Origin of the sequence: Kitasatospora sp. NPDC085464 (assembly GCF_044541955.1) — a bacterium.
Lineage (GTDB): Bacteria > Actinomycetota > Actinomycetes > Streptomycetales > Streptomycetaceae > Kitasatospora.
On record NZ_JBITTM010000061.1, the window covers coordinates 1 to 26227 of the forward strand.

23 protein-coding genes and 1 pseudogene are annotated in these 26227 nt (G+C 74.0%); 16 read left to right on the forward strand and 8 right to left on the reverse strand.

Going from position 1 to position 26227, the window contains the following annotated elements; genetic code table 11:
- Positions 1 to 717: 717 nt before the first annotated feature.
- Entirely contained in the window at positions 718 to 3201 is a 2484-nt protein-coding gene (locus tag ACIGG8_RS36910) for an FtsX-like permease family protein (RefSeq protein WP_396552982.1), read from the reverse strand.
- Positions 3198 to 3932, reverse strand: coding sequence for an ABC transporter ATP-binding protein (locus ACIGG8_RS36915; protein WP_396552983.1), 735 nt, complete (start codon positions 3930 to 3932; stop codon positions 3198 to 3200). Before ACIGG8_RS36915 ends, ACIGG8_RS36910 begins: the two co-directional genes overlap by 4 nt.
- Before the next feature lie 86 nt (positions 3933 to 4018).
- On the opposite strand from ACIGG8_RS36915, the gene ACIGG8_RS36920 reads away from it, so the two are divergent.
- Positions 4019 to 4633: a DNA-binding response regulator gene (locus ACIGG8_RS36920; protein WP_396552984.1), complete on the forward strand. Its 615-nt coding sequence runs from the start codon at positions 4019 to 4021 to the stop codon at positions 4631 to 4633.
- Positions 4634 to 4732: 99 nt separating this feature from the next.
- On the opposite strand, the gene ACIGG8_RS36925 is transcribed toward ACIGG8_RS36920, so the two are convergent.
- The gene (locus ACIGG8_RS36925) at positions 4733 to 7006 is read right to left on the reverse strand and encodes a histidine kinase (protein WP_396552985.1); all 2274 of its coding nucleotides are present in this window, start codon (positions 7004 to 7006) and stop codon (positions 4733 to 4735) included.
- Positions 7007 to 7522: 516 nt separating this feature from the next.
- Here ACIGG8_RS36925 and ACIGG8_RS36930 point away from each other — a divergent pair.
- The 4 genes from ACIGG8_RS36930 to ACIGG8_RS36945 all read left to right on the forward strand — a co-directional run bounded on the left by ACIGG8_RS36930 (position 7523) and on the right by ACIGG8_RS36945 (position 10573).
- Positions 7523 to 8080 (forward strand): TetR/AcrR family transcriptional regulator, encoded by a 558-nt coding sequence (locus ACIGG8_RS36930; RefSeq protein WP_396552986.1) that lies wholly within the window; start codon positions 7523 to 7525, stop codon positions 8078 to 8080.
- Positions 8077 to 8970: an aldo/keto reductase gene (locus ACIGG8_RS36935; RefSeq protein WP_396552987.1), complete on the forward strand. Its 894-nt coding sequence runs from the start codon at positions 8077 to 8079 to the stop codon at positions 8968 to 8970. Before ACIGG8_RS36930 ends, ACIGG8_RS36935 begins: the two co-directional genes overlap by 4 nt.
- 102 nt (positions 8971 to 9072) lie before the next feature.
- On the forward strand, positions 9073 to 10092 hold the full coding sequence (locus ACIGG8_RS36940; RefSeq protein WP_396552988.1) for an NADPH:quinone reductase: 1020 nt from the start codon (positions 9073 to 9075) through the stop codon (positions 10090 to 10092).
- 34 nt (positions 10093 to 10126) lie between these two features.
- Positions 10127 to 10573: a type IV toxin-antitoxin system AbiEi family antitoxin domain-containing protein gene (locus tag ACIGG8_RS36945; protein ID WP_396552989.1), complete on the forward strand. Its 447-nt coding sequence runs from the start codon at positions 10127 to 10129 to the stop codon at positions 10571 to 10573.
- Between the two features lie 205 nt (positions 10574 to 10778).
- Here ACIGG8_RS36945 and ACIGG8_RS36950 read toward each other — a convergent pair whose 3' ends face one another.
- On the reverse strand, positions 10779 to 11501 hold the full coding sequence (locus tag ACIGG8_RS36950) for a hypothetical protein (protein WP_396552990.1): 723 nt from the start codon (positions 11499 to 11501) through the stop codon (positions 10779 to 10781).
- A gap of 210 nt (positions 11502 to 11711) precedes the next feature.
- On the opposite strand from ACIGG8_RS36950, the gene ACIGG8_RS36955 reads away from it, so the two are divergent.
- Together ACIGG8_RS36955 and ACIGG8_RS36960 are read left to right on the forward strand one after the other, a co-directional pair.
- Positions 11712 to 13136, forward strand: a complete 1425-nt coding sequence (locus tag ACIGG8_RS36955; protein WP_396552991.1) for a sensor histidine kinase — start codon at positions 11712 to 11714, stop codon at positions 13134 to 13136.
- Between the two features lie 85 nt (positions 13137 to 13221).
- Positions 13222 to 13881 carry a response regulator gene (locus ACIGG8_RS36960; RefSeq protein ID WP_396553029.1) on the forward strand — a complete coding sequence of 220 codons (660 nt, stop codon included), beginning with the start codon at positions 13222 to 13224 and terminating at the stop codon, positions 13879 to 13881.
- A 189-nt stretch (positions 13882 to 14070) separates the two neighbouring features.
- Here ACIGG8_RS36960 and ACIGG8_RS36965 read toward each other — a convergent pair.
- Positions 14071 to 14730: pseudogene (locus ACIGG8_RS36965) on the reverse strand (phosphatase PAP2 family protein); the annotation flags it as partial.
- 1157 nt (positions 14731 to 15887) lie between these two features.
- Between ACIGG8_RS36965 and ACIGG8_RS36970 the strand changes: the two are divergent.
- The 7 genes from ACIGG8_RS36970 (at position 15888) to ACIGG8_RS37000 (ending at position 20876) form a co-directional block, all read left to right on the forward strand.
- Complete coding sequence (locus ACIGG8_RS36970; RefSeq protein ID WP_396552992.1) at positions 15888 to 16058, forward strand: hydrophobic protein; 171 nt, start codon at positions 15888 to 15890, stop codon at positions 16056 to 16058.
- 141 nt (positions 16059 to 16199) lie between these two features.
- On the forward strand, positions 16200 to 16760 hold the full coding sequence (locus ACIGG8_RS36975; protein ID WP_396552993.1) for a DUF6479 family protein: 561 nt from the start codon (positions 16200 to 16202) through the stop codon (positions 16758 to 16760).
- Between the two features lie 311 nt (positions 16761 to 17071).
- Positions 17072 to 18136 carry a pyroglutamyl peptidase gene (locus ACIGG8_RS36980; RefSeq protein ID WP_396552994.1) on the forward strand — a complete coding sequence of 355 codons (1065 nt, stop codon included), beginning with the start codon at positions 17072 to 17074 and terminating at the stop codon, positions 18134 to 18136.
- Positions 18137 to 18398: 262 nt separating this feature from the next.
- Positions 18399 to 18659, forward strand: coding sequence for a DUF4235 domain-containing protein (locus ACIGG8_RS36985; protein ID WP_396552995.1), 261 nt, complete (start codon positions 18399 to 18401; stop codon positions 18657 to 18659).
- A 69-nt stretch (positions 18660 to 18728) separates the two neighbouring features.
- Positions 18729 to 18929 carry a hypothetical protein gene (locus ACIGG8_RS36990; protein ID WP_396552996.1) on the forward strand — a complete coding sequence of 67 codons (201 nt, stop codon included), beginning with the start codon at positions 18729 to 18731 and terminating at the stop codon, positions 18927 to 18929.
- Positions 18930 to 18961: 32 nt separating this feature from the next.
- Entirely contained in the window at positions 18962 to 19504 is a 543-nt protein-coding gene (locus ACIGG8_RS36995) for a DUF6328 family protein (protein WP_396552997.1), read from the forward strand.
- Positions 19505 to 20207: 703 nt separating this feature from the next.
- Positions 20208 to 20876 carry a glyoxalase gene (locus ACIGG8_RS37000; protein ID WP_396552998.1) on the forward strand — a complete coding sequence of 223 codons (669 nt, stop codon included), beginning with the start codon at positions 20208 to 20210 and terminating at the stop codon, positions 20874 to 20876.
- Between the two features lie 979 nt (positions 20877 to 21855).
- Here the strand turns inward: ACIGG8_RS37000 and ACIGG8_RS37005 are convergent.
- Positions 21856 to 22437: a TetR/AcrR family transcriptional regulator gene (locus ACIGG8_RS37005; protein WP_396552999.1), complete on the reverse strand. Its 582-nt coding sequence runs from the start codon at positions 22435 to 22437 to the stop codon at positions 21856 to 21858.
- A 345-nt stretch (positions 22438 to 22782) separates the two neighbouring features.
- Here ACIGG8_RS37005 and ACIGG8_RS37010 point away from each other — a divergent pair, with 345 nt between their 5' ends.
- Complete coding sequence (locus ACIGG8_RS37010) at positions 22783 to 23499, forward strand: RICIN domain-containing protein (protein WP_396553000.1); 717 nt, start codon at positions 22783 to 22785, stop codon at positions 23497 to 23499.
- 167 nt (positions 23500 to 23666) lie between these two features.
- Here the strand turns inward: ACIGG8_RS37010 and ACIGG8_RS37015 are convergent, their stop codons facing one another.
- Entirely contained in the window at positions 23667 to 24014 is a 348-nt protein-coding gene (locus ACIGG8_RS37015; RefSeq protein ID WP_396553001.1) for a PRC-barrel domain containing protein, read from the reverse strand.
- 117 nt (positions 24015 to 24131) lie between these two features.
- The gene (locus ACIGG8_RS37020; RefSeq protein WP_396553002.1) at positions 24132 to 24305 is read right to left on the reverse strand and encodes a CsbD family protein; all 174 of its coding nucleotides are present in this window, start codon (positions 24303 to 24305) and stop codon (positions 24132 to 24134) included.
- Positions 24306 to 24537: 232 nt separating this feature from the next.
- Between ACIGG8_RS37020 and ACIGG8_RS37025 the strand changes: the two genes are divergently transcribed.
- Positions 24538 to 26064 (forward strand): MFS transporter, encoded by a 1527-nt coding sequence (locus tag ACIGG8_RS37025; protein ID WP_396553003.1) that lies wholly within the window; start codon positions 24538 to 24540, stop codon positions 26062 to 26064.
- The last annotated feature ends 163 nt before the right edge of the window (positions 26065 to 26227 follow it).

A 26227-nucleotide genomic window follows, 5' to 3' on the forward strand; every position in this document is an offset into this window, starting at 1 on the left:
GACTCGGACCCGAGCGTCTACCGGCACTCCCAGTACAAGGAGGTCGCCCGCCGGGGCCGTATCGCGGGGCTCGCCATCGTCGTGCTCGCGGTGACTGAGCTTGCGCTGTCGGCGGCACTCGTCCGCGGCCTCTAAGCGACCGGGCAAGCCCAACCCCGACATCACCCAATCAAGTTCAGAAGCCTGCGTCGATCGGCACTGATGTGGTCAGCGGAGGCTTCTTTGATTGCCTCGCAGTCGGTACGACTGGCGCTCGACGAGGTGCAGGCGACCTTCTCAGCCGTTGAGGCCCAACTCCGCTACGGGCGCCTGTCCCTGGAAGAGAGCGGCTGCGCAGCTCGGCTGGGAAGCGGGTTGTCGGCGTTGGAGGATGAGATGCGGGCCGAGTTGAAAGAGATTCTGCGCGGCCCGCGCAGGGCAGAACCAGGTGAGCGCCCTTGACCTGCGCACAACTCCGAACGGATGCGGGGCACCGACCACCCAGTACGGCGACCGGCGTCCCGCCTTCCGCAAGAGGTGAGGGCCGGAACACCGACCCGACACTGGCCGTCGAGGAGTCGGCTGACCGGGGGCGCCGGAGCCGGACACGTCCGCGTCGGATCCTTCGCGGGGCCGTGTGCCGCCCGGCTGTGCCCGCGCGCGGGCCGGCCTCACGGCGTGCACCCGCCCGGTGCCGGTCGTACCGGTCGGGCGGGCCGTCGCCAGGGGGTGTGGGGGTCAGGCACGGCGGCGGCGCAGGCCGCGCAGGGTGGCCCGGGTGGGGAGCCAGGTGCCGACGGCGGCGAGGGAGGCGGTGCCGACGAGGACCGCGGCGAGGCCGGCGGCCGATACCGTCACCCCGGCGGTGCCACGGGTGATGCCCTGGGCGTAGGTGGTGAGCACCGCGGAGGCGATAGCGAGGCCGAGTGCGGTGGCGATGGCCACGGACGTCGCGGCCTCCCAGCCGAGCATCCTGCGGATCTGGCGGCGGGTCGCGCCGGTGAGCCCGAGCGCGGCGAACTCCTGCCGCCGGTCGGCGATGCTCACGGCCAGGGTGTTGAGGACGGCGATGGCGACGAAGGCGATGATCAGCCCGAGGGTGACGTAGCCGATCTGGGCGCTGACCCGGTTCTGCGAGGCCTGGGCGGCGGCGCGGTCCAGCACTCCCAGCCCGGGCTCCGCGTGCAGGGCGGCGGTCAGGGACTGCCGGGTGGCGCCGGCCGGACCGTCGCCGCGCACCAGCACCTCGCTGTCGAGCGGCACGTCCACGTGGGCGGCGACCAGCGCGTGCGCGAGAGTGAGGTCACCGAAGCCGAGACCGCGGCTGTAGAGGGCGACGACTGTCACCTCGGCCGGGCTGCCATCGGCGAGCACCAGGTGGACCTGCTGGCCGAGCCGGTAGCCCAGTCCGTCGGCGGCCGCGGCCGTGCCGTCCGTCAGCCGGCCGATGTCGCCGGCGGTGACGCCGAGGTCGAGGGTGTCGGAGAGGCGCTCGGGCGTGACCGCCTGGACACTGCGCTTGGTCAGCCCGTCGCGGACCTGGGTGTGGAGCACCCGGGTCACGGTCCGGACGCCCGGGGCCGCGGCCAGCGCCTGGGCGGCGGTGCCCGGCACGCGCGGTCCCACGACGAAGTCGGCGACGTTCCCGCGGTCCCGCTGCGCGTCGGCCGCACCGTCGACGGTGGTCTGGGTGAACAGGATGGTGCAGGCCATCGCGACCAGCAGGGTGAGCGGGGTGACGACCGAAGCCAGCCGGTGGGCTCCGGCCCGCAGGTTGTGGGCGGCGAGATAGCCGCCGACCCGGGACACCCGCAGCGACGGGCCGAGGATTCCGACGCCGCCCCTGACCACGAGGGGGCCGAGCAGGGCGAGCGCCGTGCACCAGAGCAGGACGGCGATGAAGCAGACCGGGGTCGAGGCCTGGTCGGAGTGCAGGATGGTGAGCAGGGACGTGAGGACGACGGCGCCGGCGGCGGCGAGGACGCCGGAGACGATCCGCGGCCAGGCCAGGCGCAGCGGTTTGAGCTCGGCCTCGCCGAGGGCTTCGACCGGCTTGATGGCGGTGGCGCGCCGGGCCGAGATGCGGGCGGCTGCCCACCCGGTCAGCAGGGCACAGGCCGCGGCCGCCACGGCGGGGAAGGGGGAGAGGACGACGGGCAGGTTCGCCGGGATGACGTCCAGGGCCACGAAGCGGCCGTGCAGCCAGCCGCCCAGCGGCAGACCGGCGACGGCGCCCAGGGTTCCGGCCGGCAGACCGATCGCCAGCGCCTCGCCTCCGATCATCTTGCGGACCTGCCGACTGGTGGCGGCCACGGCCCGCAGGACGGCGATCTCGCGCTGCCGTCCCTGGATCGACAGGCCGAAGGTGCCGACGACGACCAACAGGGCGACCAGCAGCGAGGTGCCGGCCAGGACGGCGCCCATGCTGACCAGGCGGACCTGCGCGTTGGCGGCGTCGGGGAACTCCACCCGGCCGCGGTCGTCGCCGGTGCGGACCACGGGGGCCGGGACGCTCCGGCTGCCGGCGAGCAGTGCCCGGACGTCGTCGGCCGCCGACGGGGATGCCGGGAAGACGCCGATCGCGCCGACCAGGCCGTCGTGGCCGGCGAGGCCGTGGGCCCGCTCGGGGGAGAAGAAGAGGGCGGCCTGGTTCTCGAACCGCTCGGCGGTGACGCCGACCACGCGGACGGTCAGGGTGCCCGAGGTCGTACGGGCGGCGGTGGTGGACCCCGTGGACAGGTGGGCCCGGGTGGCGGTGCCGGCGTCGATGACGACCTCGTCCGGGCCGGTGGGTGCGCGGCCGGTGGCGAGGGTGAGCCCGGCCAGCGGCGCGGACTCCCAGCCGTGGCCCCAGGAACCGCCGGTGGGCCCGCCGGGCAGCAGCACCGGGAAGGTCACCTCGGTGGCGACGGAGCGTACCGACGGCAGGGCGGCGATGCGCTCGGCCAGGGGGGCCGGCACCCACGCGTGGTCGGCGATCGGCTTGCTCTTCTCCTTCGTCTTCCCCTTGCCGCCGCCCTGCACGGTGTGCACGTCCTGGTCCCCCGAGACGACGATCGGCGCGGCCGCGTAGCGTTCGGGACGCACGGTGCCGGTGAGGCCGGTGGCCAGGAGGGTCCCGCACCCGCAGACGAGGGCGGCCGCGCAGAAGAGGGCGACGAAGGCGCCCGCGAACCCGGCCGTGCGGTGCCGGAGGGTGGTGAGGGCGAGGCTCAGCATCATCGGTTCCACGCTCCCAGGCGGATCATGCGGTCGGCGACCTCGGTGGGGGTCGGTCCGGACAGGGTGTCGACGATTCGGCCGTCGGCCAGGAAGAGGACCTCGTCGGCGTAGGACGCGGCGACGGGATCGTGGGTGACCATGACGATGCTCTGGCCCAGCTCGTCGACGGTCTGGCGCAGCAGTGTCAGTACCTCACGGGCCGTCATGGTGTCCAGAGCGCCGGTGGGTTCGTCGGCGAACACCACCTCCGGGTCGGAGATCAGCGCCCGGGCGATCGCCACCCGCTGCTGCTGGCCGCCGGACAGCTGTCCGGGCCGGTGCCCGGCGCGCTCCTGCAGTCCCACCCGGCGCAGGAGCCCGGCCAGGCGTCCGGCGTCGGCACGCCGGCCGGCCAGCCGCAGCGGCAGGGTGACGTTCTGCTCGACGGTCAGGGAGGAGACCAGGTTGAAGGACTGGAACACGAACCCGGCACGCTCGCGCCGCAGTTCGGTCAGCTTGGTCTCGCTCAGCCGGGACAGGTCGGTGTCGCCGAGACGGACCGTGCCGGAGCTCGGGCGGTCCAGGCCGGCCGCGCAGTGCAGGAAGGTGCTCTTGCCCGAACCGGACGGCCCCATCACGGCGGTGAAGCCGCCCCTGGGCAGCCGCACTGTCACCTCGCGCAGGGCCGCGACCGCGCCCCGCCCCTTGCCGTAGACCTTGCTCACGGCGTCCAGAGTGATTGCCTCGTTCATGTCCCCAAGCCTGCCGACCTGCGAACTCCCGTCCCAGGGGCGGGATCACGAGGCACCCGTGACGTCATCACGGGTAGGGTCGGGACATGATCAGACTCCTGCTGGCGGAGGACCAGCACGTGGTGCGCGGCGCGCTGGTGGCACTCCTGGAACTGGAACCCGACTTCGAGGTCGTCGCGCAGGCGGACTCGGCCGACGACGTGGTGCCCCGTGCGATGGTCTTCATGCCTGACGTGGCGGTGCTCGACATCGAGATGCCGGGCCTGACGGACGGTCTGCAGGCCGCCGCGGCGCTGAAGGAGAAGCTTCCGCACTGCCGCACGCTGATGTTGACGTCGGTCGGCCGCCCCGGACTGCTCCGCCGTTCCCTGGCCGCGAAGGTCGACGGTTTCCTGCTGAAGACCGTCCCGCCCGCGGACCTCGTCGCGGCCATCCGGCAGGTCGCCGGGGGCGGCCGGGTACTGGACCCGTCGCTGGCCGTGGTCGCGTGGGACCTCGCGGACAATCCGCTCACGCCGCGCGAGAACGACGTGCTGCGGGAGCTGGCCGGGGGCGCCGAGCCGGCCGAGATCGCCGCGCGGCTGCACCTGTCCACCGGGACGGTCCGCAACGTGCTCACCGCGGTCGTCACCAAGCTGAACGCCCGCAACCGGACGGACGCGGTGCGCATCGCCCGCGAGGCGGGCTGGCTGGAGTCGTAGGCGCGGCGCGCCGACTGACGGGTGTGCGGGCCGCCGGGCGCCAGGCAGCCGGGCCGCCCGGAAGGGACGGTCGGCCGCCGGCGTGTGCCGCGCCGGCGGTCAGCGCAGCGGCAGTTCGGCCCGCAGCACGTACCAGCCGTCGTCCGCTCCGGCGCTCAGCGTGCCGCCCGCCTCGGTCAGGCGCACGGTCAGGCCGCCGATCCCGGAGCCGGGCGGGGTGACGCCCGCCCGGACGCCGTCGTTCTCCACCTCCAGGCGCACCGACCCTCCGGTGACGGTGGTGGCGATCCGGGCGTGACGGGCGGAGCTGTGCCGCAGGATGTTGGTCACGGCCTCGCGCAGGGCCACGCTCAGCACGGTTCCCGCCTCGTCCGGCACCGGGTCGTCATCCACCTCCACCGCGATGGCGGCCGCCTCCAGGACCGCTGCCGCGGAAGCCAGTTCGGCGGCGAAGGACAGCCGGGGGCTGTCGTCGGCCACCGCACCCAGCTCGGCCCGCCCGCGCGCGGCCAGCCGCGCGATGTCGGCCAGTTCGGCCCGGCAGCGGTCAGCGGCGGTGTCGGCCGCGCCGGCGTCCGCGGTGCCCGCGGCGTTCGCGGTGCGCGCGGTGCCCGCGGCGTTCGCGGCGTTCGCGGCGTTCGCGGTGCCCGCACCGGCCCCGACGGCCTCCGCACCGGCCCCGCCGACGGCACCGGCGACGACTGCGGCGTCCGCCAGGCGCCGGGCCAGCTCGGCCTTGAGTAGGATCGCGGCCAGCCCGTGTCCCAGCAGGTCGTGCAGGTCCCGGGCCGCCCGCAGGCGCTCGGTGACGATGGCGGCGCGGGCCAGGCCGGCCCCCGCCCGCTGCAACTCCCGGACCAACCGCACCAGGCGAAGCACCGCGAAGACCACCACGCAGGTGATCGCCACGTTGACGGCGGCCGCCAGCGCGGAGGCCGGCCCACCCCCGCCGATCACCCCGGCGGCGACGGCCAGGGCGGCCGCCAGGCCCGCGCCCGCGCGCAGCGGCAGCGCGATCAGCAGCGAGCCGGCCAGGATGCCCGCCGCACCGATCCAGTTCCGGCCCAGCCAGGGCAGCGGCGCGAGGGCGAGGACGGCCGAGACGAGCAGGGCCGGGCGTGCGTGCCGCGTGGCGTCCTGGATCGAGAAGCGGACCTGGAAGGCGCAGAACGCCAGCGCGCAGGCCACGCCGAGCCCGAGGCCGGACGGCGACGCCGGGAAGAACAGCAGCGCCTTTCCGCAGAAGGCGGCGAGCAGGAAGTAGTAGAGGCCGAGCGCGGCACGCAGCTCGGGCGGATCGGCGGCAGCCACCGGCGCGGGCGTGGCGGCGACCACCGCCTCCACGGCGAAGCGCCCGTCCGGCTCCAGACCCGCCGTCAGCCGGCCGCCGACAGCGCGGACCCGTTCCGCGAGACCGTCCAGGACGTCCGCGCCCAGCGCCGCCGTCGGCACGCCGTCGCTGACCACGCGCAGGACCGTCCGCCCGGTCCGCTCACCGGTGATGACCTCGCACCGGCGGGCGTCGCCGACCCGGACGACCGCCGTGACCGCCTCGCGCAGCACGGTCGCGAGCACCGTCCCGGAGGGACCGAGCGGTTCGCGGTGCCCGATGCGGATGTCGGCCGCGATGCCCGCGGAGGCGAGCAGGGCCCGGGCGCTGGCCGCCTCCGGGGCGAGCGAGAGGCTGCGCAGTTCGGCGGTCGTGGCGCGGGCCGCCGCCAGCGTCGCGCGGGCACCGCCGATCAGCTCCCCCAGTACGGAAGGATCGGCCCGTACGGCCAGGCCGTGGATCCGCGCCAGGCCCGCGGACAGTTCGCTGCGCAGGCTCGACGCGATGCGCAGCCGCTCGTCGGTGACCGCCGAGGCGGCCAGCGTGAGCCGGGCCGTGTGGACGCGGTCCGCCAGCAGCGCGAGCGTGGTGACGGCGTACAGCATGACGCCGCCGAGCGCGACCGTCAGCAGCAGGTCGGCCGTGTCGCGGACGCCGCCGGACCGTGCCCCGCCGGCCAGGACGGCGCCCGTCGCGAACAGGGGGAGCCACAGGCGGCGACGCTCCAGCAGCAGCGAGGCCACGGGCAGACAGAGCACGCCGATCGAGACGCCGAGCGGTCCGACCGCGAGGAAGCCGACCGCCCACTCCACGGCCGTCCAGCCCGCCCACCTCGGAGCCCCGCCGGGAGCGGGCCGGATGTGCCGCAGCTGCAACGCCGCCAGCACCAGACAGGCCGCCGTGACGGCGGCCCCGGCGACCGGCTCGGCCGGCAGACGCTCAAGCCCCTTCAGCAGGTGCACCGCCACCAGCGCGGCAGCCACCGCGACCACCAACGCCCGCGCCCGCCACAGCGGGACGTCCCTCCCCCGTCTCCCCAGCACCGGAGCATCGTACGCACCGGCCGGATCCGGCGGGACCGCGGCCCGTCGCGCCTGCCGAAACCCTGCGGGGCACCCGCTCGTGAAGCGGGTGGGCCTCCTGCAGGACGACACGGTGGGCGGCCGGCCCCGGCGAGGGCCGGGTGCTCCTCCACGGCGCCCGACCGGGCGGCCCGCCGGAGCCCGTCGTGCACGCCGAGGCGCGCACGAGGCCGACGCGGCGCTGCACGCGACCACCAGCTGATGCGCCGGCTCGAACCGCACCTGACCCGGGCCACCGGCAGCACCGCCGTCCTGACTGCCGCCGTCAAGGACGTGATCGCCACCCGGTTCCCGGCCCCGGTGCCGTAGGCCGACACCATCACCGCCTACTACGACCTCAACCTCGACGCCGGCTCCGTCGCCCTTCCGCCGCCGGCCGGGGCTGCCCGATCCGAGGGCCACCCCAACGTAAACAGAACCGAGGTTCTGCTAACGTTCCCTTATAAGCAGAACAGCGATTCTTTTTGTGGGGGTGTGATGCCTCGGCTCACCGACGCGCGCAAGGAACTCCGGCGTACTCAGATCGCTGAGGCCGCCGTGCGCTGCTTCAGCCGCAACGGCCTGGAACGGACCTCGATCGCCGACATCACCGCCGAGTCGGGCCTGTCGACCGGCTCGATCTACGCGCACTACCGCAACAAGGCCGACCTGGTCCGCGCCACCGCCCGCCAGATGCTTGCCAAGCGTGCCGACGTCCTCGCCGCGTACGCGGCCGGCGACGCCCCGCCCGACCCCGACGAACTGCTCCGCCGCCTGATCGCCGCAATCAACCCCGCCGAGGCCCGGGTCGGCGTGCAGACCTGGGGCGAGGCGACCACCGACGCGGCCATCCACGACATCGTCGTCGACGCGACCGACCGGATGCGCGCGATGCTGCACGACTGCGTCACCGCCTGGCTCGTGAAGGTCGAGCACCAGGAGCCGGCCCGGGCCCGAGAACACGCCACCCCGATCGCCCACCAGGTCATGGCGCGTTACCAGGCCGAACTGCTCTACACCGCCCTGCGAACACCGGCCGAGGAGACAGCGTCATGACCACCGAGACCGCTTCGATCGCCGCCCGCACCGTCTTCCGGATCGGCTACGGCGCACTGCAGCTTGAGCGTCTGCACGACCGTCGCGACGAAGCCGTCGCCCTGCTGCGCCGCGCGGTCGAGCTGGGCGTCGACCACGTGGACACCGCCGAGTTCTACGGCTTCGGATTCGCCAACGACGTGATCCGTGAGGCACTGCGCCCCGAGGACGACGTCCTGGTCGTCACCAAGGTGGGGGCCGACCCCAACCCCGGCGGACACCTGCCGCTGCGTCTGGCACAGCGGCCCGAGCAGCTGCGCGCCAGCGTCGAGGACAACCTGCGCAGCCTTGGCGTCGACCGGCTCGCGGTCGTCAACCTGCGCCGTCTGGACACCGGCCCGGGACTGCGCCCCGAGGGTGACCAGGTCGTCGACCTCGACGACCAGCTCGCGGTGATGACCGCCCTGCGCGACGAGGGCAAGATCGGCGCGATCGGCCTGAGCAGCGTCACCCTCGACGGCCTGCGCCGCGCCCTGCCCGCCGGCGTCGTCTGCGTCCAGAACGCCTACAGTCTCGTCTCACGCGACGACGAGGACCTGCTGCGGCTGTGCACGGCCGAGGGCATCGCCTGGGTGCCGTTCTTCCCTCTCGGCGGGGCCTTCCCCGGCCTGCCCAAGGCGACCGAGGAGCCGGCGGTGCACGCCGTGGCTGCGTCGCTGGGCGTCACGCCCTCCCAGGTCGGCCTCGCCTGGCTGCTGCACCACGCCCCGAACGTGCTGCTCATCCCCGGCACCGCCAACACCGCCCACCTGGAGGCCAACACCGCGGTCAGCGGGATCACCCTCGACGCCGCGACCCTCGCCATTCTCGACGGCATCGAGTCCCGCTCCAACGAAGTCCCCATCGGCTGACCGGAACCGACGCGGCCCGGGCCGCCGCCACGCCCCCGCCGACACCTGGCGAAACGCCAGGCCACGCCGGGACCCCTCTCCACCAGATACCAAGGACGGATCATGAAGGCCATCATCTACCGCGACAACGGCACCCCCGACATCCTCCGGTTAGTCGATCGCGATCTGCCCGAGCCCGGCCCCGACGAGGTTCGCGTACGGGTCGCCGTGTCCGGGGTCAACCCGACCGACTGGCAGGCACGCGCAGGCATCGGCCACCCCAAGCACTTCCCCGAGGTCACTCCGCACCTCGACGGCGCCGGCACGATCGACGCCGTCGGTGAGGGCGTCGACCAGGGCCGGGTCGGTCAACGGGTCTGGCTGTTCATGGCCGCCGCCGGGCGGCCCACCGGCACCGCCGCCGAGTTCACCGTCGTGCCGGCCGAACAGGCCGTTCCGCTGCCCGACGAAGCCGGCTTCGACCTCGGCGCCTCACTCGGCGTCCCCGCGCTGACCGCGCACCGCGCGCTCACCGTCGCCGAGGACGGACCGCGCCGGCTCGGTCCCGGGGCCCTGGACGGGAAGGTGGTGCTCGCCGCGGGCGGGGCCGGAGCCGTCGGACACGCGGTGATCCAACTCGCCCGATGGGCCGGCGCCACCGTGATCAGCACGGTCAGCAGTCCGGAAAAGGCCCGACTGGCCACCGCCGCCGGAGCCCACCACGTGATCAACTACCGCGAGGGCGACCCGGCTGCCGCGATCCGCACGGCAGCACCGGACGGCGTCGACATCATTGCCGAGGTGGCGCTCGGCGCGAACCTCGCCCTGGACCTCGCCGTCCTGCGAACGCGCGGCACGATCTCGACCTACGCCAACGACGGCGGCAGGCCGGTCGAACTGGACGTACTGCAGAACATGGTGCTCAACGCGCGCCTCCAGTTCCTGATCCTCTTCCTGGCCGGTCCGGAAGCACGCGCCGCGGCCGCCCAGGACGTCGCCGCCGCAGTGCGCGATGGCGCGCTGCCCGTCGGCGAGGGGCATGGCCTGCCGCTGCTCCGCTTTCCCCTGGAGCGCACCGCCGACGCGCACCGAGCGGTCGAGAGCCGTGCGGTCGGCAAAGTCCTGGTGGACATCACGGCCTGACCTCCAGTTCGGCGCGGATGCCTCAGGGGAAGCCGTGGCCTCCATCCACAGGTCCCGCGCCCCATCCGAGGAGAAGGTCCTCTTACCCGCTGAGAAGGCGGCGCCCGCGAAGAAGACCACCGCGAAGAAGGCTGCGGCCAAGAAGACCGCCGGCGGCGCGCGGCCGCGCACCACGGCGAAGAGGACGGCCGCGACCCGGAACACCGGGCCGGTGGGGACCGGCGCGGAGCCGGCCCCCGAGGTCAGCGAGAAGGCTGCTTCCGTGCCGGGGCGGCGAACGACCGGTGCCACCTCCGAGACCGTGCTGGCCGTGCTGGCCGACGCCCAGGGGCCGCTGCGCGCCCGGGAGTTGACGGCCCGGCTGGGAATCGGGGAGTCGGCGGACAACGTGAAGGCGGTGCGCACCATGTTGGAGCGCCTGGCCAAGGCCGGGCGGGCGCAGCGCCCGGGCCGTGGCCTGTACGCGAAGCTGGAGGGCTGACCCGGGGACCAGCCCTGCCGACGGCCGGTTCGCGAACCCGAGATGCCGGGAGGCCGCCCCTGTGGGTGGCGGCCTCGTGTGCCGTCCCGGGGCCTCGGCAGCCTGGGTTCCGGGAGCAACGGGGGCTCCGTCCCTGGTCGGAGACCTCGCACAACCGGTCTGCTCAACCGTTCGTCACTGCCCCCATCGGGGCCGGCGCGAGGGTTCAGTAGACGTCCGCGAGGCGGCACGGCCCGTGGACGGACGGGCAGAGCTCGGCCGGGTGGTCCGGGTCCTCCCGCGGCGGAAGCTCGACCACCGACGAGTCGGGGTCGGGCGTGGGCTCGACGGCGTAGCGGTACTGGACGACGGTGATCGCCTTGCCCGCGCCGAGGTCGAGCGTCCGCTGGTGCAATGGCCCGAACCGGCTCCCCCCGCCCTGCAGCACGACCTGCCCGGTGTCGACGGGGAAGACCGTGAAGTAGGAGGGCTGCCGCAGGCCGCCGATCGTCGACGGGCTCTGCCCGGAGGTGTAGGACGCGATCGAGCCGTAGGAGAATCCCGTGGTCAGGTTGCCGTTGACGCGGCTGATCGAGGCGAGGCACAGGTAGGAGTCGTCCCTCAACCACACCACGTCCGCCCGGTCGTGGGCGTCCTCGCTGCGGTCGAGCACCGCGAGGTTCGCCAGGGTGGGGGCGGGGCAGGGCTGTGGCGGGTTCTTGGCCAGCTGGTCCACGATCCACTGCGCCGATGCCGGGGCGGGCTCGGGCAGCACCACGGGGTGTGCCGTCACCGTCGGGGGCGCTGTCGGGGTCGCCGCCGCGGCGGCCGTCGCCGTGGACGCGGCTGCGCCTGTGCCGCCCTGCCCGGTGCAGGCGGCGGCCCCCAGTGCCAGCACCACCACCGCAGCCACTGCCGCGCCCCCGCGCCGTGCCGTACGCCCCATCATGCAACCCCCGTCACCTCGCTTGCCCCCGACACGTTCGGTCACATCCTGCCCGATCCGGCAGGCCGGAAGTATCCGAACGGCAACGGCCGTGTGCCGCGGCGGCTACGGGACCAGCCCGGCCGCGGGGCAGGGGGCAGGCGCGCCGAGCCGGGAGCGGAGCATGACTTTCGGCAGATTCGCGGGCGCCGCATGATCCGTAGGCTCTGGGGGGTGTGGACGAGTACGCGATGGGTGGACCGGGTGCTGCTGGTGGTGGCGGCGGTGGCGATCGGGCTGAGTTCGGTGACCATCTGGTGGGTGGCGGCCGCGATCGGGGCGGCGTTCCTGGCCGGCCTGCGGATGGAACGGGCCCGGTCGGCGGTGGTGGTGCTGGGGGTGCTCCTCACCCTCGGCGTCCTGGCCGTGGTGGCGGTGCCGGCGTGGACGGTGCGGGGGACGTCGTTCGTTTCCCTGCTGGTGTGCGCCGGAATGGGGCCTTGGATGGTGGGTCGGTTCTGGCGGCAGTCGCAGGAACTGGTGCGGGCCGGGTGGGAGCGGGCGGAACGGGCCGAGCGCGAGCACCGATTGGTCGCCGAGCAGGCCCGGCTGCGTGAACGGGCGCGGATCGCGCAGGACATGCACGACGCCCTCGGCCATGACCTGAGCCTGATCGCCCTGCGGGCCGGCGCGCTGAAGCTGGCGCCCGGCCTGGCGCCGCCGCACCGAGAGGCGGCGCAGGAGATCCGGGCGGGCGCGGCGGCCGCGGTCGAGCGCCTGGGCGAGGTGATCGGCGTCCTGCGCGAGGGGACCGACGAGCGCACCGTCCCCGGTCCTGCCGACGCCGGCCTCCCGCAGCTGGTGCAGGAGGCGGCCGCGGCCGGCCTGGACGTGCGGCTGACGGTCAGCGGGGAACCGGACGGCGTGCCCCGCGCGGCCGAGCACGCCGTGTACCGGGTGGTTCAGGAGGGGTTGACCAACGCCGCCAAGCACGCCCCGGGCGCGCCGGTCATGGTCAAGGTGACGTACATGCCGGACGGCACGTCCGTCCGGGTGGCCAACGGCCCGGCGCGGGCCGTCCCGCCCGGCACCCCGGCGGCCGGGCCGGGCGGCGGCCGCGGTCTCATCGGCCTGGCCGAACGGGTCCGTCTGGCAGGCGGCTCGTTCGTCCACGGGCCCCGTGCGGGGGGCGGGGGCTTCGAGGTGTCCGCCCGCCTCCCGCACTCCGCCGCTCCGGTCACCCCCTCCTGCGTCCCCGAGCCGGTGGTGGTCTCTCCGGCCCGGGAACTGCGTCACGCCCGCCGCCGGGTCGGCCGGATGGTGGTGGCGGTCGTCCTGGTGCCGCTGGTGACCGCACTGGCGCTGGTCACGGTACTGCGCGGGTGGACCGTCCACACCGCCGCCCGCGCCGTGCTGGACCCTGCGGACTACGCGTCGCTGCGGGTCGGGCAGGACCGTGCGACGGTGCAGCGGGTCCTGCCCGGGCATCAGATTCCGTACCATCCGTCCGTGGGCGATCCGCCGCCCCGGGGAGAAGGAGTGACGTGCGAGTACTACGCGATGACGGCTGCGGCGTTCGACGACGACCGGTCCGGGGACGCGTACCGGCTCTGCTTCCGGGAGGACGTGCTGATCTCCCTGGACGCCCTGGTCGAGTGAGCGCCCGTTGAACGAGCGGGCGGAGCCGGCGGATCGGACCACGGCCGGCGCGCCGGTCCGGGTGGTGATCGCGGACGACGAGCCGATGGTGCGCGCAGGCGTGCGAGCCGTCCTGACGGCCGATCCGGCCATCGAGGTCGTCGCTGAGACCGGGAACGGACACGAGGCGGTCGAACTGGTGCGGCGCCACCGCCCGGACGTCGTCGTGCTGGACATCCGGATGCCCGGCGCGGACGGCATCACCGCCGCCGCCGAGATTCGCCGGGCAGCCGCCACCACCCGGTCCGGGGCCGCCACCGGGATCGTCATGCTGACCACCTTCGGCGAGGACGACTACATCCTGCGGGCTCTCGGCGGCGGCGCCAACGGCTTCCTGATCAAGTCCGGCGAACCGGAGGAACTGATCGCCGGTGTCCGGGCGGTGGCGGACGGCGCCGCCTACCTCTCACCCAAGGTTGCCGCCCGGGTGGTGGCCCATCTGGCCGCCACTGGGGTGAGCGGTCCCGCCGACCGGCGAGCCGCTGCCCGGGAGCAGGTCGCCGAGCTGACCGCCCGAGAACGGGACGTGCTGGCGCTGGTCACGGCCGGGCTGTCCAACGGGCAGATCGCCCGCCGGATCGGTGTGGTGGAGGGGACGGTGAAGGCCCACGTCAGCTCCGTCCTGGCGCGGTTGGGGGTGGCCAACCGGGCGGCCGCCGCCGTACTCGGCCACGAAGCCGGACTGAGCGCCGACGCCCGCGGCTGAACCGCCGACGACGGCCCGGCTGTCGGCAGGAGCCGGGCCGCCGGCAGCGGTCGGGTCGCCTGCACGGGTCGGGGCAGGGGTGGAGGTCGGGACCGGTCCCGGCGCCAGCAGCAGTGTGCCGAGCAGCCGGACGCCGCTCAGCGCAGCCACCGCCACCGTCGCGGACGGCAGTAGCGCGACGAACACCGCCGCCGTGACCGTGCCGCCGAGCACCGCCCCGGCCGCCACGTCGTGCGGGTAGTGCACACCGGCGGCCACGCGCAGCGCGGCCGTTGCCAGCCCGACCGGGACGACCAGCCACGCCCACCGCGGACGCAGCAGCACCAGGCCCGTGGCCAGTGCGACGGCGAGGGTCGCGTGGTTGCTGGGGAACGACCAGTCACCGGGCGGCGGGCAGTCGGCGAGAGCGGTGGACGGCAGGCCCGACAGGGCGCGGCAGGGCCGTTCCTCGTCGATCACGACCTTCAGTGCCTCGCTCGCCCCGTACGCGAGGACCGTGCCGAGGACGGTGAGCGCCGCGCCCGCGACCGCACCGGCCGCTCGGCGGCCGCGCGCCGTCCACCAGCAGACGGCCAGCAGCAGACCGAGCACCAGCAGCCCGGCCTCGGTGGCCGGCTCCAGCAACCCGGCCAGGGCCTGCGGCGCATCCGCGACGGCACCGGCTGCCCGCCGATAGCCGGAGGCCGACGCACCGGTGACCACCCGGACCGGCCCGCCCGTTCCCCCGCCCGCCGGCGCCAGCCATCCGGCCACGCCTGCGCCCGTGCCCAGCAGCGCCGCCGCAAGGGCCACGCGTGCGCCCGTCGCCGGGCCGCTCCCGACCGCACTCTTCCTGCCTGTTCTCGTCATGATCGGGACGATAGGAACCGGAGGTGGGCCGGGACCCGACCCGAAAGTCGGAGAGGGACCTGGACGATCGTCAGGGTTGACGCAGCGGTGGGCCTATGCGGCCCTCCTGCGCGCCACCTTCCACACCTGCCGGCCGATCCCCTCGCCGCCCGTCGCCGTCGCCGTCGCCGTCGCCGTCGCCGCCGGCCGTCGGACCGTCCTGGGTCCGTGGGCGATGTGCCCGGAGTCCCGGCGGACCCGGTGCGCTACGACCACTCGGTACAGGGCGGGGGCAATGGCCGCGAAGGACCGCCACCACATGCGCGGACCCGCCCTGGGGAACCGGCCCCGGCGGACGCCGGTTCCGGGCCCTGACGGTCAGATCCACCAGGGCCACGAGCATGTCTTGGCTGCCGTCCGGTCGCCGTTCCGCCGGGCGGTGCTCCGGGAGGTGGACGAACTCATTCATTTGGCAGTCTGACCTGCGCAAACGATATGAACACCGCCAATTTTGAAACAACTGAGAGGGGACCAGAGCTGTGCGAGTGAGGGGGAGGGGCGTCGCGGTGGCGGCCGCCGGAGCGGCGCTCACGATGGTCCCGGCGGGCTGCGGCGGGGAGCCCCACAGCAGTGCGGCGGGGGCCGGCCCGGCCGGGGACAAGGCCGCGAGCAAGCGGATCCGGCCGGCGGTTGCACCGGGCCATCGCCGGCCTCGCCTCCCGAACGAGCGCCGACGGCCGCACCGAGGTCACCGTGTTGATCCCGCGCCGCGCCTACGGGCCCCTCGTGGGACGGCTCCTGCACGCCCGCAGCGGCGACGCGGTCGCCCCCGCCGTGAGCCGGGTGCCGCAGCCGCGGGCCTGGCACCGAGCGGCCCGGGCACCCCTGGAAGGCGGCCCTCGACAGGTGCGCCGCCGTCATCCCAGGCAGGGGCTCCTCCACCCCGGGTGCGGCCCCTGGCCGTCCACCAGCGACCACCTCACCGGAGCGGTCGCGGGCGCCGCACTGGCCCGCCACGCGGGCGACGCCCACCCCTGCAGCCTCCACGCGGTCAGCACGCAGGTCCCCGCGCCGGGCACCCGGGCACCGCCTCCTCCGTGTGACCCGTGCATGAGGAGCACGGTGCGGGGCAGACGAGCGCGCGTCCAGCCGTTCGACCGACCTGGAGGTTGCTGACGATGGTTCCCCTTCTTCTCGTGCTGGTGCTCGCCCTGATCCTCTTCGGTGCCGGTTTCGCGCTCAAGGCCCTGTGGTGGGTGGCGGTCGCGGTGCTGGCGGTCTGGCTGCTCGGCTTCGTCGCGCGCGGCACCGGCAGCTCGGGCAGCCGAGGCCGCTGGTACCGCTGGTAGGGCGGCGTCATTCCCCTCATCGCCGTTCGGCCCGAATGCCCAGCGCCTGACGACCACGCGCCCGCACTGCCGTGGTGCGACCGGTCGGCGGGGACGCGGTGCGGAGGCCGTGCCGGGCCGCAGACCGAAAAGGAGGAGAAGGTGACCGCTGTTCTGCCGCTCGCGGCAACTTCCCAGGGCATGCCGCTGCTCGCGGTTCTCATCGCTGTGGCGGTGGGCGTGCTGCTGATCGGCGCGTTGGTGTGGGGCGCCCGCCGGATCGACCGCCGAAAGCCTCCCGTTCCGCCCCCCGGTGCCGAAGGCGCCCGGGCCGGATCGTGGCGGACGCGGCCGGACGAGCCCGGAGGGTCGCAGCCATCGGGCCGGGGGACGGGCGCGGAGGAGCCGGATCCCGTCGGACCCCGCCGGATGCCGGCGAGCGGTGATCGTGCGGGTCCCGGGTCGGCGTCGAGGGGGACGAAGACCGCCCGGCCGCCCGCAGGTGCGCCCTGCGGGCGGACGGGGGTGTGCCGACGGGGTGTGGGGCCCGGCGGCACAGCGGCAGCGTGGGGTTGTCCACGCCCATTCCTCGACAGCGGTGCTCATCGCTGCTCCCTCCCGTCCTCGGGCCCTGTGCCCGCCCCCAGCACATCGCCACGAACACGCCGTGGTCGAGAGGAGACACCGGGCCTCACCGGTACGCCCGCGCACCGGGCGCCCTGACGACCCGTGAGGTCACACTTCCGGGAGCGGTCCGCCCCCCTGGCGGCCTGCCAGTGTAATGTGTAATGTCACATGTCATGATGCGGACCCCCGAGATCGCCCGCCGTACGTCCACGAGCGCGATGACCGTCCTCAGCGTCGCCACCGCCCTCGCCGCCCTCCTCGGCCCGGGTGTCGGGGGGGGGGGCGCGGGGGGGGGGGGCCCGGGGCCCCCCCCCCCCCCCACCACGGCGGCACCCGACCAGGAGCAGGCCCGGCTCTCCGACCCCCGTACCGCCGCGCTCGTCGACGGTGGCGGGTTCGGCGACTTCGTGCGCCGCTTCCCGGCCGCCCTGTGCACCGCCCGCACCGCCGCCGAAGCACAGCACCTGGTCCAGGACTGGGGGCAGGCGCTCTGGGGCTCGGCGGTCGACCGCGCGCAGGGCCGGCGCCCCGGCGGGACGCTGCCCGCGCAGGACGACCGGCCGCTGTACTGGACCCGGGTGGCGATGACGGCCCACCTCGCGCAGTGGCAGCCCGGCTACACCGTCGACCGGGCCGCGCTGCGCCGCGGGTTCGAGGACGCCTCCCGCGGGCTGGTCGGCAACGAGTTCCGTGGCACTCGGGGCGTGCGGCGCTACTTCGTGAGCGGGTTCGACCCGTTCGGCCTGGACACCGAGCTGCGGCGGGCCAACCCGTCGGGCTCGGCCGCCCTGCAGCTCGACGGCCGCCAGGTCACTCTGGCGGACGGCAGCCAGGCCGAGATCCGCACGGTGGTCCTGCCGGTCCGGTACGGGGACTTCGACCAGGGGGTGGTGGACCGGGCCTTCGCCCCGCGGCTGACTGCCGGGCCGGTGGCGGCCGACCTGATCACCACGGTCAGCCAGGGCTACCCCGGTCTGTTCACCCTGGAGGCCTGGGCCGGCCGGGCCCGCTCCGCCGACCCCTACCCCGACAACCTCGACGCGCTCGGCGGCGGCAGCTACGACCACCCCGCCGACCCGCCCGCTCTGGCCGCCGGTCCCGAGTTCATCCCGACCAGCCTGCCGACCGCCGCCATGACCACCGTCCAGCAGCCGTACCCCGTCCTGCTCAACACCCAGGTCGCCGAGATCCCCGTCGGTGGCACGGTGCCGGTCTCCCGGGAGGACGGCCCGACGCCGGGCTCGCGCTCGGTCGAGGGAGGCGGAGGGGGGTACCTCTCCAACGAGGTCGCCTACCGTTCCAACCTGCTCCGGCTCGCCCTGGCACCCCACACGCCCGGCGGCCACCTGCACACGCCTGTCCTGACCGGCCTGCCGGCCGACCCCGCGCAGCTGACCGGCCCCGACTTCGAGCACGACGAGGCAAGCATCGCCGCAGAGGTGCTGGACATCCTGCGCCACACCACGCCCTGACCGGGCGCCCCGTACGAGGGCGCGTCCCGGGCGACGTGGTGACGGGTGGCCCGCACCACGGCGGGAGCGCGACGGAGAGCGCCGGCCCGGGCCCGGGCCGGCGCCGGGGGGCGCCCCCTGCGCCTCGCGTCGCGCGGCGCAGGACGACGGCACCACCGACCGCTCCCGGCGGACCGGCCGCCGAGCGAAGGGATTGGTGTCCCGCTTTCCGGAAAGACGGGCTGATGTCCGTACCCGTCGGCACCACGCACGGAGGCCCGCCATGGTCAAGATCCTCTACAAGCCGCTCGGGCTGCTCTTCGGCGCGCTCGGCGGAGTGGCCGCCGGGGCGGTGTTCCAGCGCCTGTGGGCGCTCCTGGGCCACGAGGACGACGCGCCGTCCGCCACGGACCCCCAGCGCACCTGGAAGGAGGTGCTGACCGCAGCCGCGCTGCACGGGGCTGTCTTCGCACTGGTCAAGGCGGCGGTCGACCGGGGCGGCGCCGTCGCCACCCACCGGCTCACCGGCACCTGGCCCGGCTGAGCACGCGTCACCGACCCGGACGGCACCCCCCGGTGGCGGTCCGCCCCGCGGACACCGATGGTCGAAGTCATGGGCACAAAGAAGTGGGCCGCCGCCGTCGTGCACTGCCTGCCCGGCGCGGTGCCCGGGACGGTCACGGCACACCTCAGCGGGCTGGTACGCCTGAGCGGCCGCTGGGTGAGGATCCGCCCCGCCGACGACGGCGACGAGACGTGGATCTCTGCAGCCGCCGTGCAGCGCATCGTCTGGAACGCCGAAGCACCGGACTGAACCCGGGCAACACCACCGAACAGGAGGACCAGGTGCCGCAGGGCACATCCGGCCGCGACGAAACAGCCGCAGAACGGGCCGACCGGCTCTGGGGCGAGATGCTCCAAGAGGTCCGGGTCTGCCAGACCGGTGCCCAGATCCTCTTCGGGTTCCTCATCTCGGTGGTCTTCACCCCGCGGTTCGCCACGCTGCCCACCTTCGACCGCCACCTGTACGTCGCCACCGTGATGCTCGGCGCGGCCGCCACCGCCGCTCTCGTCGCCCCGACAGCGTTCCACCGAGTACTCGCCGGCCGCGGCATGAAACCGGAACTCGTCCGCGCCGCCGGGCACCTGATCACCACCGGGTTGGCCCTGCTCGCCTTGACCATCACCAGCGCTCTCCTGCTCCTGCTCCGCACCGCCCTGCACGGCTCCACCACGGCATGGGTCCTGAGCGGCGCGGTCCTGCTGTTGTTCACCACCTGCTGGCTCGTCCTGCCGTTCCTGGTCCTGCGACGCGAACAGCGTGGTTCGCGGCCTGCAGCCGGGGGGAACGGTTCCTCGACCGGCGTTGCTCCGCCCGCGCGGGCTTGACGCCAGAGGAACCGCGCAGCCTCCTCCTCCGGGACGGGTCGGCTGTCGCGGGGTGCCGGGTGAGCAGTGCCGGGCCCGCGGGAGCCTCCTCGATCGCCCGGTCGTCGTCACACCCGAACAGTTCCGCCAGGGCGTCGCAGGTGGCCGGACGCCTGGCGAGCAGTGCGGCTCCCCGGCGAGCGGACGGCCGCGTGAGGGCGGCGGGCGGGCCTGCCGGCGAACGCCACGGCGGCACCCAGGCGTCCAGGTCGGCGAGGCGGCCGGGGAGGACTCGGCCGGCCTCGCGGGTCAGCAGCGGTGCCAGCTCCTGCCTTGCGCGGCCGGGCGGGTGGGACCACCCGGGCCGTGCTCGATTCCTCTCAGGCAGGCAGCAGCACACCAGCTCCTCAGGATGACAGGGGGATTCACGCCGCATCGGAGCGGCGTTCGTGCTGATCCACATAGGGCCGCCCACTGACACGGCCGCCGGGCCGCGGCTTCCGGCAGCCGTGGGCCCCGAGGCCCGGGGCCTCGCCCCCGTCGGCACCTGTGCGAGGTTGCTGCGGTCGAGTCCGTGTCCTCCCGCGCCGCCGACACCCCGTCCCCGGCGAGGGCATCGGCATCGGCGGCGGCGTCCGCGCCGCGCAGCAGGGGACGGGGACCGGGCCGGACCGATCAGGATTCGAGAAGCCCCGGGCGCCGGGCCGACCGTAGCGTGACGGACATGGGAAACAACGAAACCACCGCGTCCACCGTGTCCCTCGCGTCCGTCACCCTGGAGGTGGCCGACACCGGGGACGCCCACCGCTTCTACACCGCCTTCGGCGTGGACCGGCACGTTCGCCTTCGGGAGTCCGGGGCGCCGTCCACCGGGTTCCGTGGCTTCGCGCTGGCGCTCACCGTGTCCGGGCCGGCCACCGTCGACGCCTTCCTCGCCGCCGCCGTGGGCGCCGGCGCCACCGTGATCAAGCCCGCGACGAAGTCCCTGTGGGGCTACGGGGGTTCCGTCCAGGCGCCGGACGGGACGGCCTGGAAGGTCGCGACCTCGGCGAAGAAGGACACCGGCCCGGCCACCCGCGAGATCGACGACGTCGTCCTGCTGCTCGGCGTGGAGAACGTCAAGGCCACCAGGGAGTTCTACGTGGGCCGTGGCCTGACCGTGGCCAGGAGCTTCGGCGGCAAGTACACCGAGTTCGCCCCGGGTGAGGCCGGCGCCGTCAAGCTGGCGCTGTACAAGCGCCGCGCCCTGGCCAAGGAGGTGGGCGTTCCCGTCGACGGCACCGGCTCGCACCGGATCGTCCTCGGCGGCACCGCGGGTTCCTTCGCCGACCCGGACGGGTTCGCCTGGGAGGCCGCGGTGCGGGCCGCCGCCGGCCCGTCCGCACGGTGCTGACCCGCGGCCGACCTCCGCAGGAAACGGTGTGAACAGGACGGCATCCTCCGGCGCAGTCCCGGTATCCCGGCTGTGACGGTCCCCCTCCCGGACGCTCCGGCAGGGGGACCGCGGGCACCCGCGTCGCGCCGACGCGGCAGCAGGAGGCGTGCCGGGTCCGGCTGCGGGGCTCATCGGCCCCGGCGCACGCGCGCCCGTGCGCAGCGGTTACAGGGTGCGGGAGAGGCGGTCCGTCAGGAGCCGGGTGAAGCGGGCGGGGTCGGGCAGGTCGCCGCCCTCGGTGAGCAGGGCGCTGCCGTGGACGAGTTCGGCGGTGTCCGCGAGTGCCGGGTCGTCGGGCTTCGCGCGATGGGCCTGGTGGGCCGAGTGGAAGCCGACGCCGAACTGCCCGATCAGGCTCTGCGCCGCCTCCGCGTCCTTGGCCTCCTTGATCTTGGCCAGCAGACCGGCGGCTCGGTGGCCAGCAGGAGGTCGACACCGTCGTCCCGACCGGGACGGGCCGGCAGCCGAGTAGCCCGTCGCTGCCCATCGACGACGGCATGCTCGGCTTCGCCACCGCGCTCAAGGACAGGGGACATCCGTAGCCCGCCCGTTCCCGCCCTCGGCGTCCCGGCCGCGGGTCCTGGCCGGCTCGGCGCCCCGGGGTGGGCGCCGGCGGGGGTCGCCGACCGCCGGGTGCTGGTCGTCCCGAGGATCCTTGAAGGTTTCCGTATCTCAAGCCTGCGCCAGACCGCCCGGCGCGCCGGCGGCCACGGACCCGCAGCGACGTCCGAGAGTTCGTACGAAGCCGGTCCGTCGCCGAGAACGGCGACATCGTGGCCGCGACGATCGACGGCGGAGGCCGCCGGCAAGGGGTTCGGACGAGCGGACGGCCGGATCGGGCTGATGCCCCCAAGGGAAGCCGGTCGTGGAACGTGCACTGGAGGTGCCCGGCGTCACCCCTGGGCGCAAGGACCGCCCCGGGCTTCGGCAGGAGATCTCACGCCGTCGTCGGTGTGGCTCGCAGGCCGCCGAGCAATGCGGCCAGGTAGCGGTGCGCGGTGTCGATCCGGTCTGCGGGAGCGCTGCCGTGGACGTCGACGGCGTAGGCGATGCCGCACATGAGCGGGACCAGGTCGGCTGCGGCCAGGCCGGGACGGACGGCGCCGGCCTCGCGGGCCCGGTCGAGGAGCGTGGTGCCTGTGGACCACAGGGACTCCTTGAGTTCCGTGGTGCGCGGCAGGGCGTCGACCGAAGCGGCGGCCACCGGTGCTACGGAGGCGTCGGTGACCTGCGCCTCGATGGTGCGGACCAGGAAGCCTTCCAGCGCCCGCCAGGCCTCGGTGTCGGCCAGCGCCTGCCTGCCGTGGGCGGCCAGGGCCTCCAGACGGGGGGTGGCGACGGCTTCCAGGAGCGCCTCGGGCGTGGCGAAGTGGCGGTAGACGGTGCCGACTCCGAGTCCGGTGCGGCGGGCGACGTCGTTGAGCTGCAACGGCGTGCCCTGGTCGACCAGCTCGCGGGCGACGGCCACGATCCGGTCCCAGTTGCGGGCCGCGTCCTTGCGCAGTGGTGTCGTCGTCATGGGGTCATGGTAATCGGATAGCTCATCCGGATGGGCCCCGCCGCCCGAGTCCGGCCCGGCCCGGCGGGGTCGGAATCCGGCGGCAGCCAGACCCGGAGCCGTCTCCGGGCCGGCGCCGGCCGTCACGGGGGCCGACCGGGTGCTTCCCGTCGCCCGGGCATACCGCCGGCCGCGCCCGCTCGTTGAATCTGCCGGACGTGGCGACGGAGCGCGCCGTACCGGAGGTGTTCCGGCCCCGCCACCTGCTGCCCCTGCCGCGCCTACCGGTCGTCGACGGGTGCCGGCGAGACAGTGACGCTGACCCACCCCTGGTCGGCGTCGACGACGGCCAGCGGTGCTACGGAGGTGCCGCCCGAGGAATTCGACTGGCACCACTCCGACGGCGACCGCCCCGTCTTCCCCTCCGAATACGCGGGCGGTTACAGCGTCCTGCACGGCAAGGACCTGGTCTGGGTCGACGGCGTCAACGTGCGGCTGATGAACTACCTCAACAAGGACACCGCCAACCGACGGCTGGGCATCGTCATGATGGACTACCCCGGCTGGGCGCTGGTGCATGACATCGTCGCCCGCAACAGGTACTACGAGGCCAGGAACACCAGCCCGGCGATCTGGGCGGTCAAGTCCGACAAGACGTACGTGGACAGCAAGTACGGCCGGTGCATGACCCGCGGACCGGAGTTCGACAGCTCCGGGCAGGGCGGCGTGGTGCAGCAGCGGACCTGCCAGGGCAACCCGCCCAGCAGCCACCAGTGGCAGGCCGCCACGCCGTCCACCTTCGACAGCATGGGTTACTTCTTCGTCAAGGCCGCCAACGGTCAGTGCCTGACCGCCCCGTACAACAACGGGACCCCGCCGTCGGCCGGGACCCAGCTGTTCTGGTGGCCCTGCGAGACCCGCTGGATGTCCGACAACCAGATGTGGAACATCATGCCCACCAATCTCGCCGACCAGGCGGCTTACCGGTTCATCAACAAGTGGACGAACCTGTGCCTGATGGTGGATCCGGCGACCGCCTCGCAGTCGGGCGGCAAGGTCGTCCTGGGCAACTGCCCCGCCTGACCGAACGATCCCGCCGCCCGGTCCGACGCCTCACCGCGTCGGGCCGGGCGCTCGCAGCGCTCGCACGAGGACCGGCTGCGCCTGGCCCGGCAGATCGCGGTGGGGCGCGCGGTCGGGCCCGGTCGCCCACGTCGACTGCGGGCCGCCTCGGGTGCGGCGTCAGGCGGTCAGAAGATCCCGCCGTAGTAGCCGCCCAGCTGGTGACGGTAGTCCGGGTCGTCGATGTGCTTGTCGCGGTGGAACTCGGGGGAGTTCTTGATCTCCTCCTTGGTCCGGTTGACCCAGACCGTCTTCTCCCCGGTGTCGACCCGCTGGATGGTGCCCGCGGGCAGCAGGACCTCCCGGCCGAAGATCCACGGACCGGTGTCGACCACGATATGGGCGGAGTCGACCTCCTCGGAGTGCTTGTCGACCTTGCCGATGTGGCCGTCCTCCGCCTCGACGCGGAAACCCGTCAGGTCGCTGCCCGGGTTGTAGCCCTCGGCGTTCCCGTAACCCCACAGACCGGTGCTCACAACTGCCTCCTCTTCGGTGTGACTTCGGCGGAATCTTGACGGTCCCGTGCCCGGCGCCCAGCACCCGGCACGTGGTACCCGGTGGACGCCGACGTGCGCGACGCCGGACGCCGTGCGTCAGTCGCGCAACGCGTCCTTGACCTTCTCGGCGGCCTGCTTCAGGTCCCCGGCCACCTGGTCGGCCTTGCCCCGGGCGGTCATCCGCTCGTTGCCGACCGCCTTGCCGACCTCTTCCTCAGCCTTGCCCTTGGCCTTCCGGACGGCATTCGATGCCTTGTCACCGGTGCTCACGGCGTCCCCTTCCGATGTGACGTCCTGTACGGCTGTCCCTCGACTGCCCCCCTCGCCCGGGTCCATGCACACCGATTTCCGGACGCTCCGACTGAAACGCCATCAGGCCCGGATCGGCGGACCACCCACCGCTGCCGGAAGCGGACGGGTGTCGGGCGGGTGTGAGGGCCGCGACGCCGGGAAGACGCAGCGGGCGCCGAACCCGAGAGCCCGGCGCCCGCAACGAGAACGAATGACAGGGAGGCCGACCGTGCCGGATGGAATCAGCCCTGCCGAACGGACCCGCGACCAGCGGACCCGCACCGACCGGCAGGAAGACGTCATCGAGACCGCCGTACCCGCCAGACTGGACCGACTGCCCTGGTCGCACTGGCACTGGCGGATCATCATCGGCCTGGGCACCGTCTGGATCCTGGACGGCCTTGAAGTGACCATTGTCGGCAACATCGCCGGGCGACTCGCCGAATCCGGCAGCGGCATCGCGATCAGCACCACCCAGGTGACCACCATGGCCGCTGCCCTCTACGTGGCCGGCGCGTGCAGTGGTGCGCTGTTCTTCGGCTGGCTGACCGACCGGCTCGGCCGCAAGCGGCTGTTCATGGTCACCCTGGCGGTGTACCTGGCTGCCACCGCGGTGACCGCCGTGTCCTGGACGGCCTGGTTCTTCTTCCTCTGCCGGTTCTTCACCGGCTTCGGCATCGGCGGCGAGTACGCGGCGATCAACTCGGCGATCGACGAGCTGATCCCCGCCCGGGTCCGCGGCCGGGTCGACCTGGTCGTCAACGGCAGTTTCTGGATCGGCGCCGCCCTCGGCGCGTTCGCCTCGATCGCCCTGCTGAACACGGCGCTGTTCGCCACCGAGGTCGGCTGGCGGCTCGCCTTCGGCCTCGGCCTGGCGCTCGGCCTGGTCATCCTGCTGGTACGACGCCACGTACCCGAAAGCCCCCGCTGGCTGTTCACCCACGGCCGCGAAGCCGAGGCGGAACGGCTGGTCGACGAGGTCGAGCGGACCGTCGCCGCGCAGACCGGACGCGAACTGGAGCCCGTCCGGGAGACGATCCGGATCCGGCCCCGCGGCCCACTGGGCTTCCTCACCATCGCCCGCACCGTCACCACCCGCTACCCCCGGCGCACCATCCTCGGCCTGGCCCTCTTCGTCGGCCAGGCGTTCCTCTACAACTCGGTCACCTTCGGCTACGCCACCATCCTCACCACCTTCTTCGACGTGCCCGAAGGACACACCGGCTACTACTTCGCCGTCATCGCCGTCGGCAACTTCCTCGGGCCGCTGCTCCTCGGCCACCTCTTCGACTCCGTGGGCCGTAAGCCGATGATCACCGGCACCTACATCGGCTCCGGCCTGCTGCTGTTCGGCACGGCGGCTCTGTTCGAGCGCGGCGCTCTCAACGCCACCACCATGACCGCCTGTTGGACGGCAGTCCTGTTCCTCGCGTCAGCAGGCGCGAGCGCCGCCTACCTGACGGTCAGCGAGATCTTCCCGATGGAGACCCGGGCGCTGTGCATCGCCTTCTTCTACGCCGTGGGCACGGCCATCGGCGGCATCACCGGACCGCTGCTGTTCAACGGCCTGGTCGGCAGCGGGAGGACCTCCGACACCACGTTCGCCTTCTGCATCGGCGCCGCCCTGATGACGTGCGCCGGCCTGGTCGAAGCAGCGATCGGCGTACGCGCCGAACGGCGGAGCCTGGAGACCCTGGCCGCACCCCTCAGCCAGGTGACGCCCGCCCGGACCCCGTGAACGTTTGCCACCGGCTGCCGACCGACGGAGCAGGGGAAAGCGGCAGACACTCCACGGACGCGCGCATCCCGACCGCGCATCCCCTCGGCGGTTCGAACTCCGCCCGCCGAATCCGGGTCGGGAACGGCGGACCGGGCAATGCGGCATCCAGGAGACGGACAGG

Excerpts from the sequence above, each read along its gene's own strand:
- ACIGG8_RS37000 (WP_396552998.1), top strand. The coding sequence starts at position 20,208 with ATGGGAAACAACGAAACCACCGCGTCCACCGTGTCCCTCGCGTCCGTC.
- ACIGG8_RS36950 (WP_396552990.1), bottom strand. The coding sequence starts at position 11,501 with ATGATGGGGCGTACGGCACGGCGCGGGGGCGCGGCAGTGGCTGCGGTG.
- ACIGG8_RS36990 (WP_396552996.1), top strand. The coding sequence starts at position 18,729 with ATGGGCACAAAGAAGTGGGCCGCCGCCGTCGTGCACTGCCTGCCCGGC.
- ACIGG8_RS36940 (WP_396552988.1), top strand. The coding sequence starts at position 9,073 with ATGAAGGCCATCATCTACCGCGACAACGGCACCCCCGACATCCTCCGG.
- ACIGG8_RS37025 (WP_396553003.1), top strand. The coding sequence starts at position 24,538 with ATGACAGGGAGGCCGACCGTGCCGGATGGAATCAGCCCTGCCGAACGG.
- ACIGG8_RS36930 (WP_396552986.1), top strand. The coding sequence starts at position 7,523 with ATGCCTCGGCTCACCGACGCGCGCAAGGAACTCCGGCGTACTCAGATC.
- ACIGG8_RS36915 (WP_396552983.1), bottom strand. The coding sequence starts at position 3,932 with ATGAACGAGGCAATCACTCTGGACGCCGTGAGCAAGGTCTACGGCAAG.
- ACIGG8_RS36920 (WP_396552984.1), top strand. The coding sequence starts at position 4,019 with ATGATCAGACTCCTGCTGGCGGAGGACCAGCACGTGGTGCGCGGCGCG.
- ACIGG8_RS36910 (WP_396552982.1), bottom strand. The coding sequence starts at position 3,201 with ATGATGCTGAGCCTCGCCCTCACCACCCTCCGGCACCGCACGGCCGGG.
- ACIGG8_RS36960 (WP_396553029.1), top strand. The coding sequence starts at position 13,222 with ATGGTGCGCGCAGGCGTGCGAGCCGTCCTGACGGCCGATCCGGCCATC.
- ACIGG8_RS37005 (WP_396552999.1), bottom strand. The coding sequence starts at position 22,437 with ATGACGACGACACCACTGCGCAAGGACGCGGCCCGCAACTGGGACCGG.
- ACIGG8_RS36935 (WP_396552987.1), top strand. The coding sequence starts at position 8,077 with ATGACCACCGAGACCGCTTCGATCGCCGCCCGCACCGTCTTCCGGATC.
- ACIGG8_RS36970 (WP_396552992.1), top strand. The coding sequence starts at position 15,888 with ATGGTTCCCCTTCTTCTCGTGCTGGTGCTCGCCCTGATCCTCTTCGGT.
- ACIGG8_RS36985 (WP_396552995.1), top strand. The coding sequence starts at position 18,399 with ATGGTCAAGATCCTCTACAAGCCGCTCGGGCTGCTCTTCGGCGCGCTC.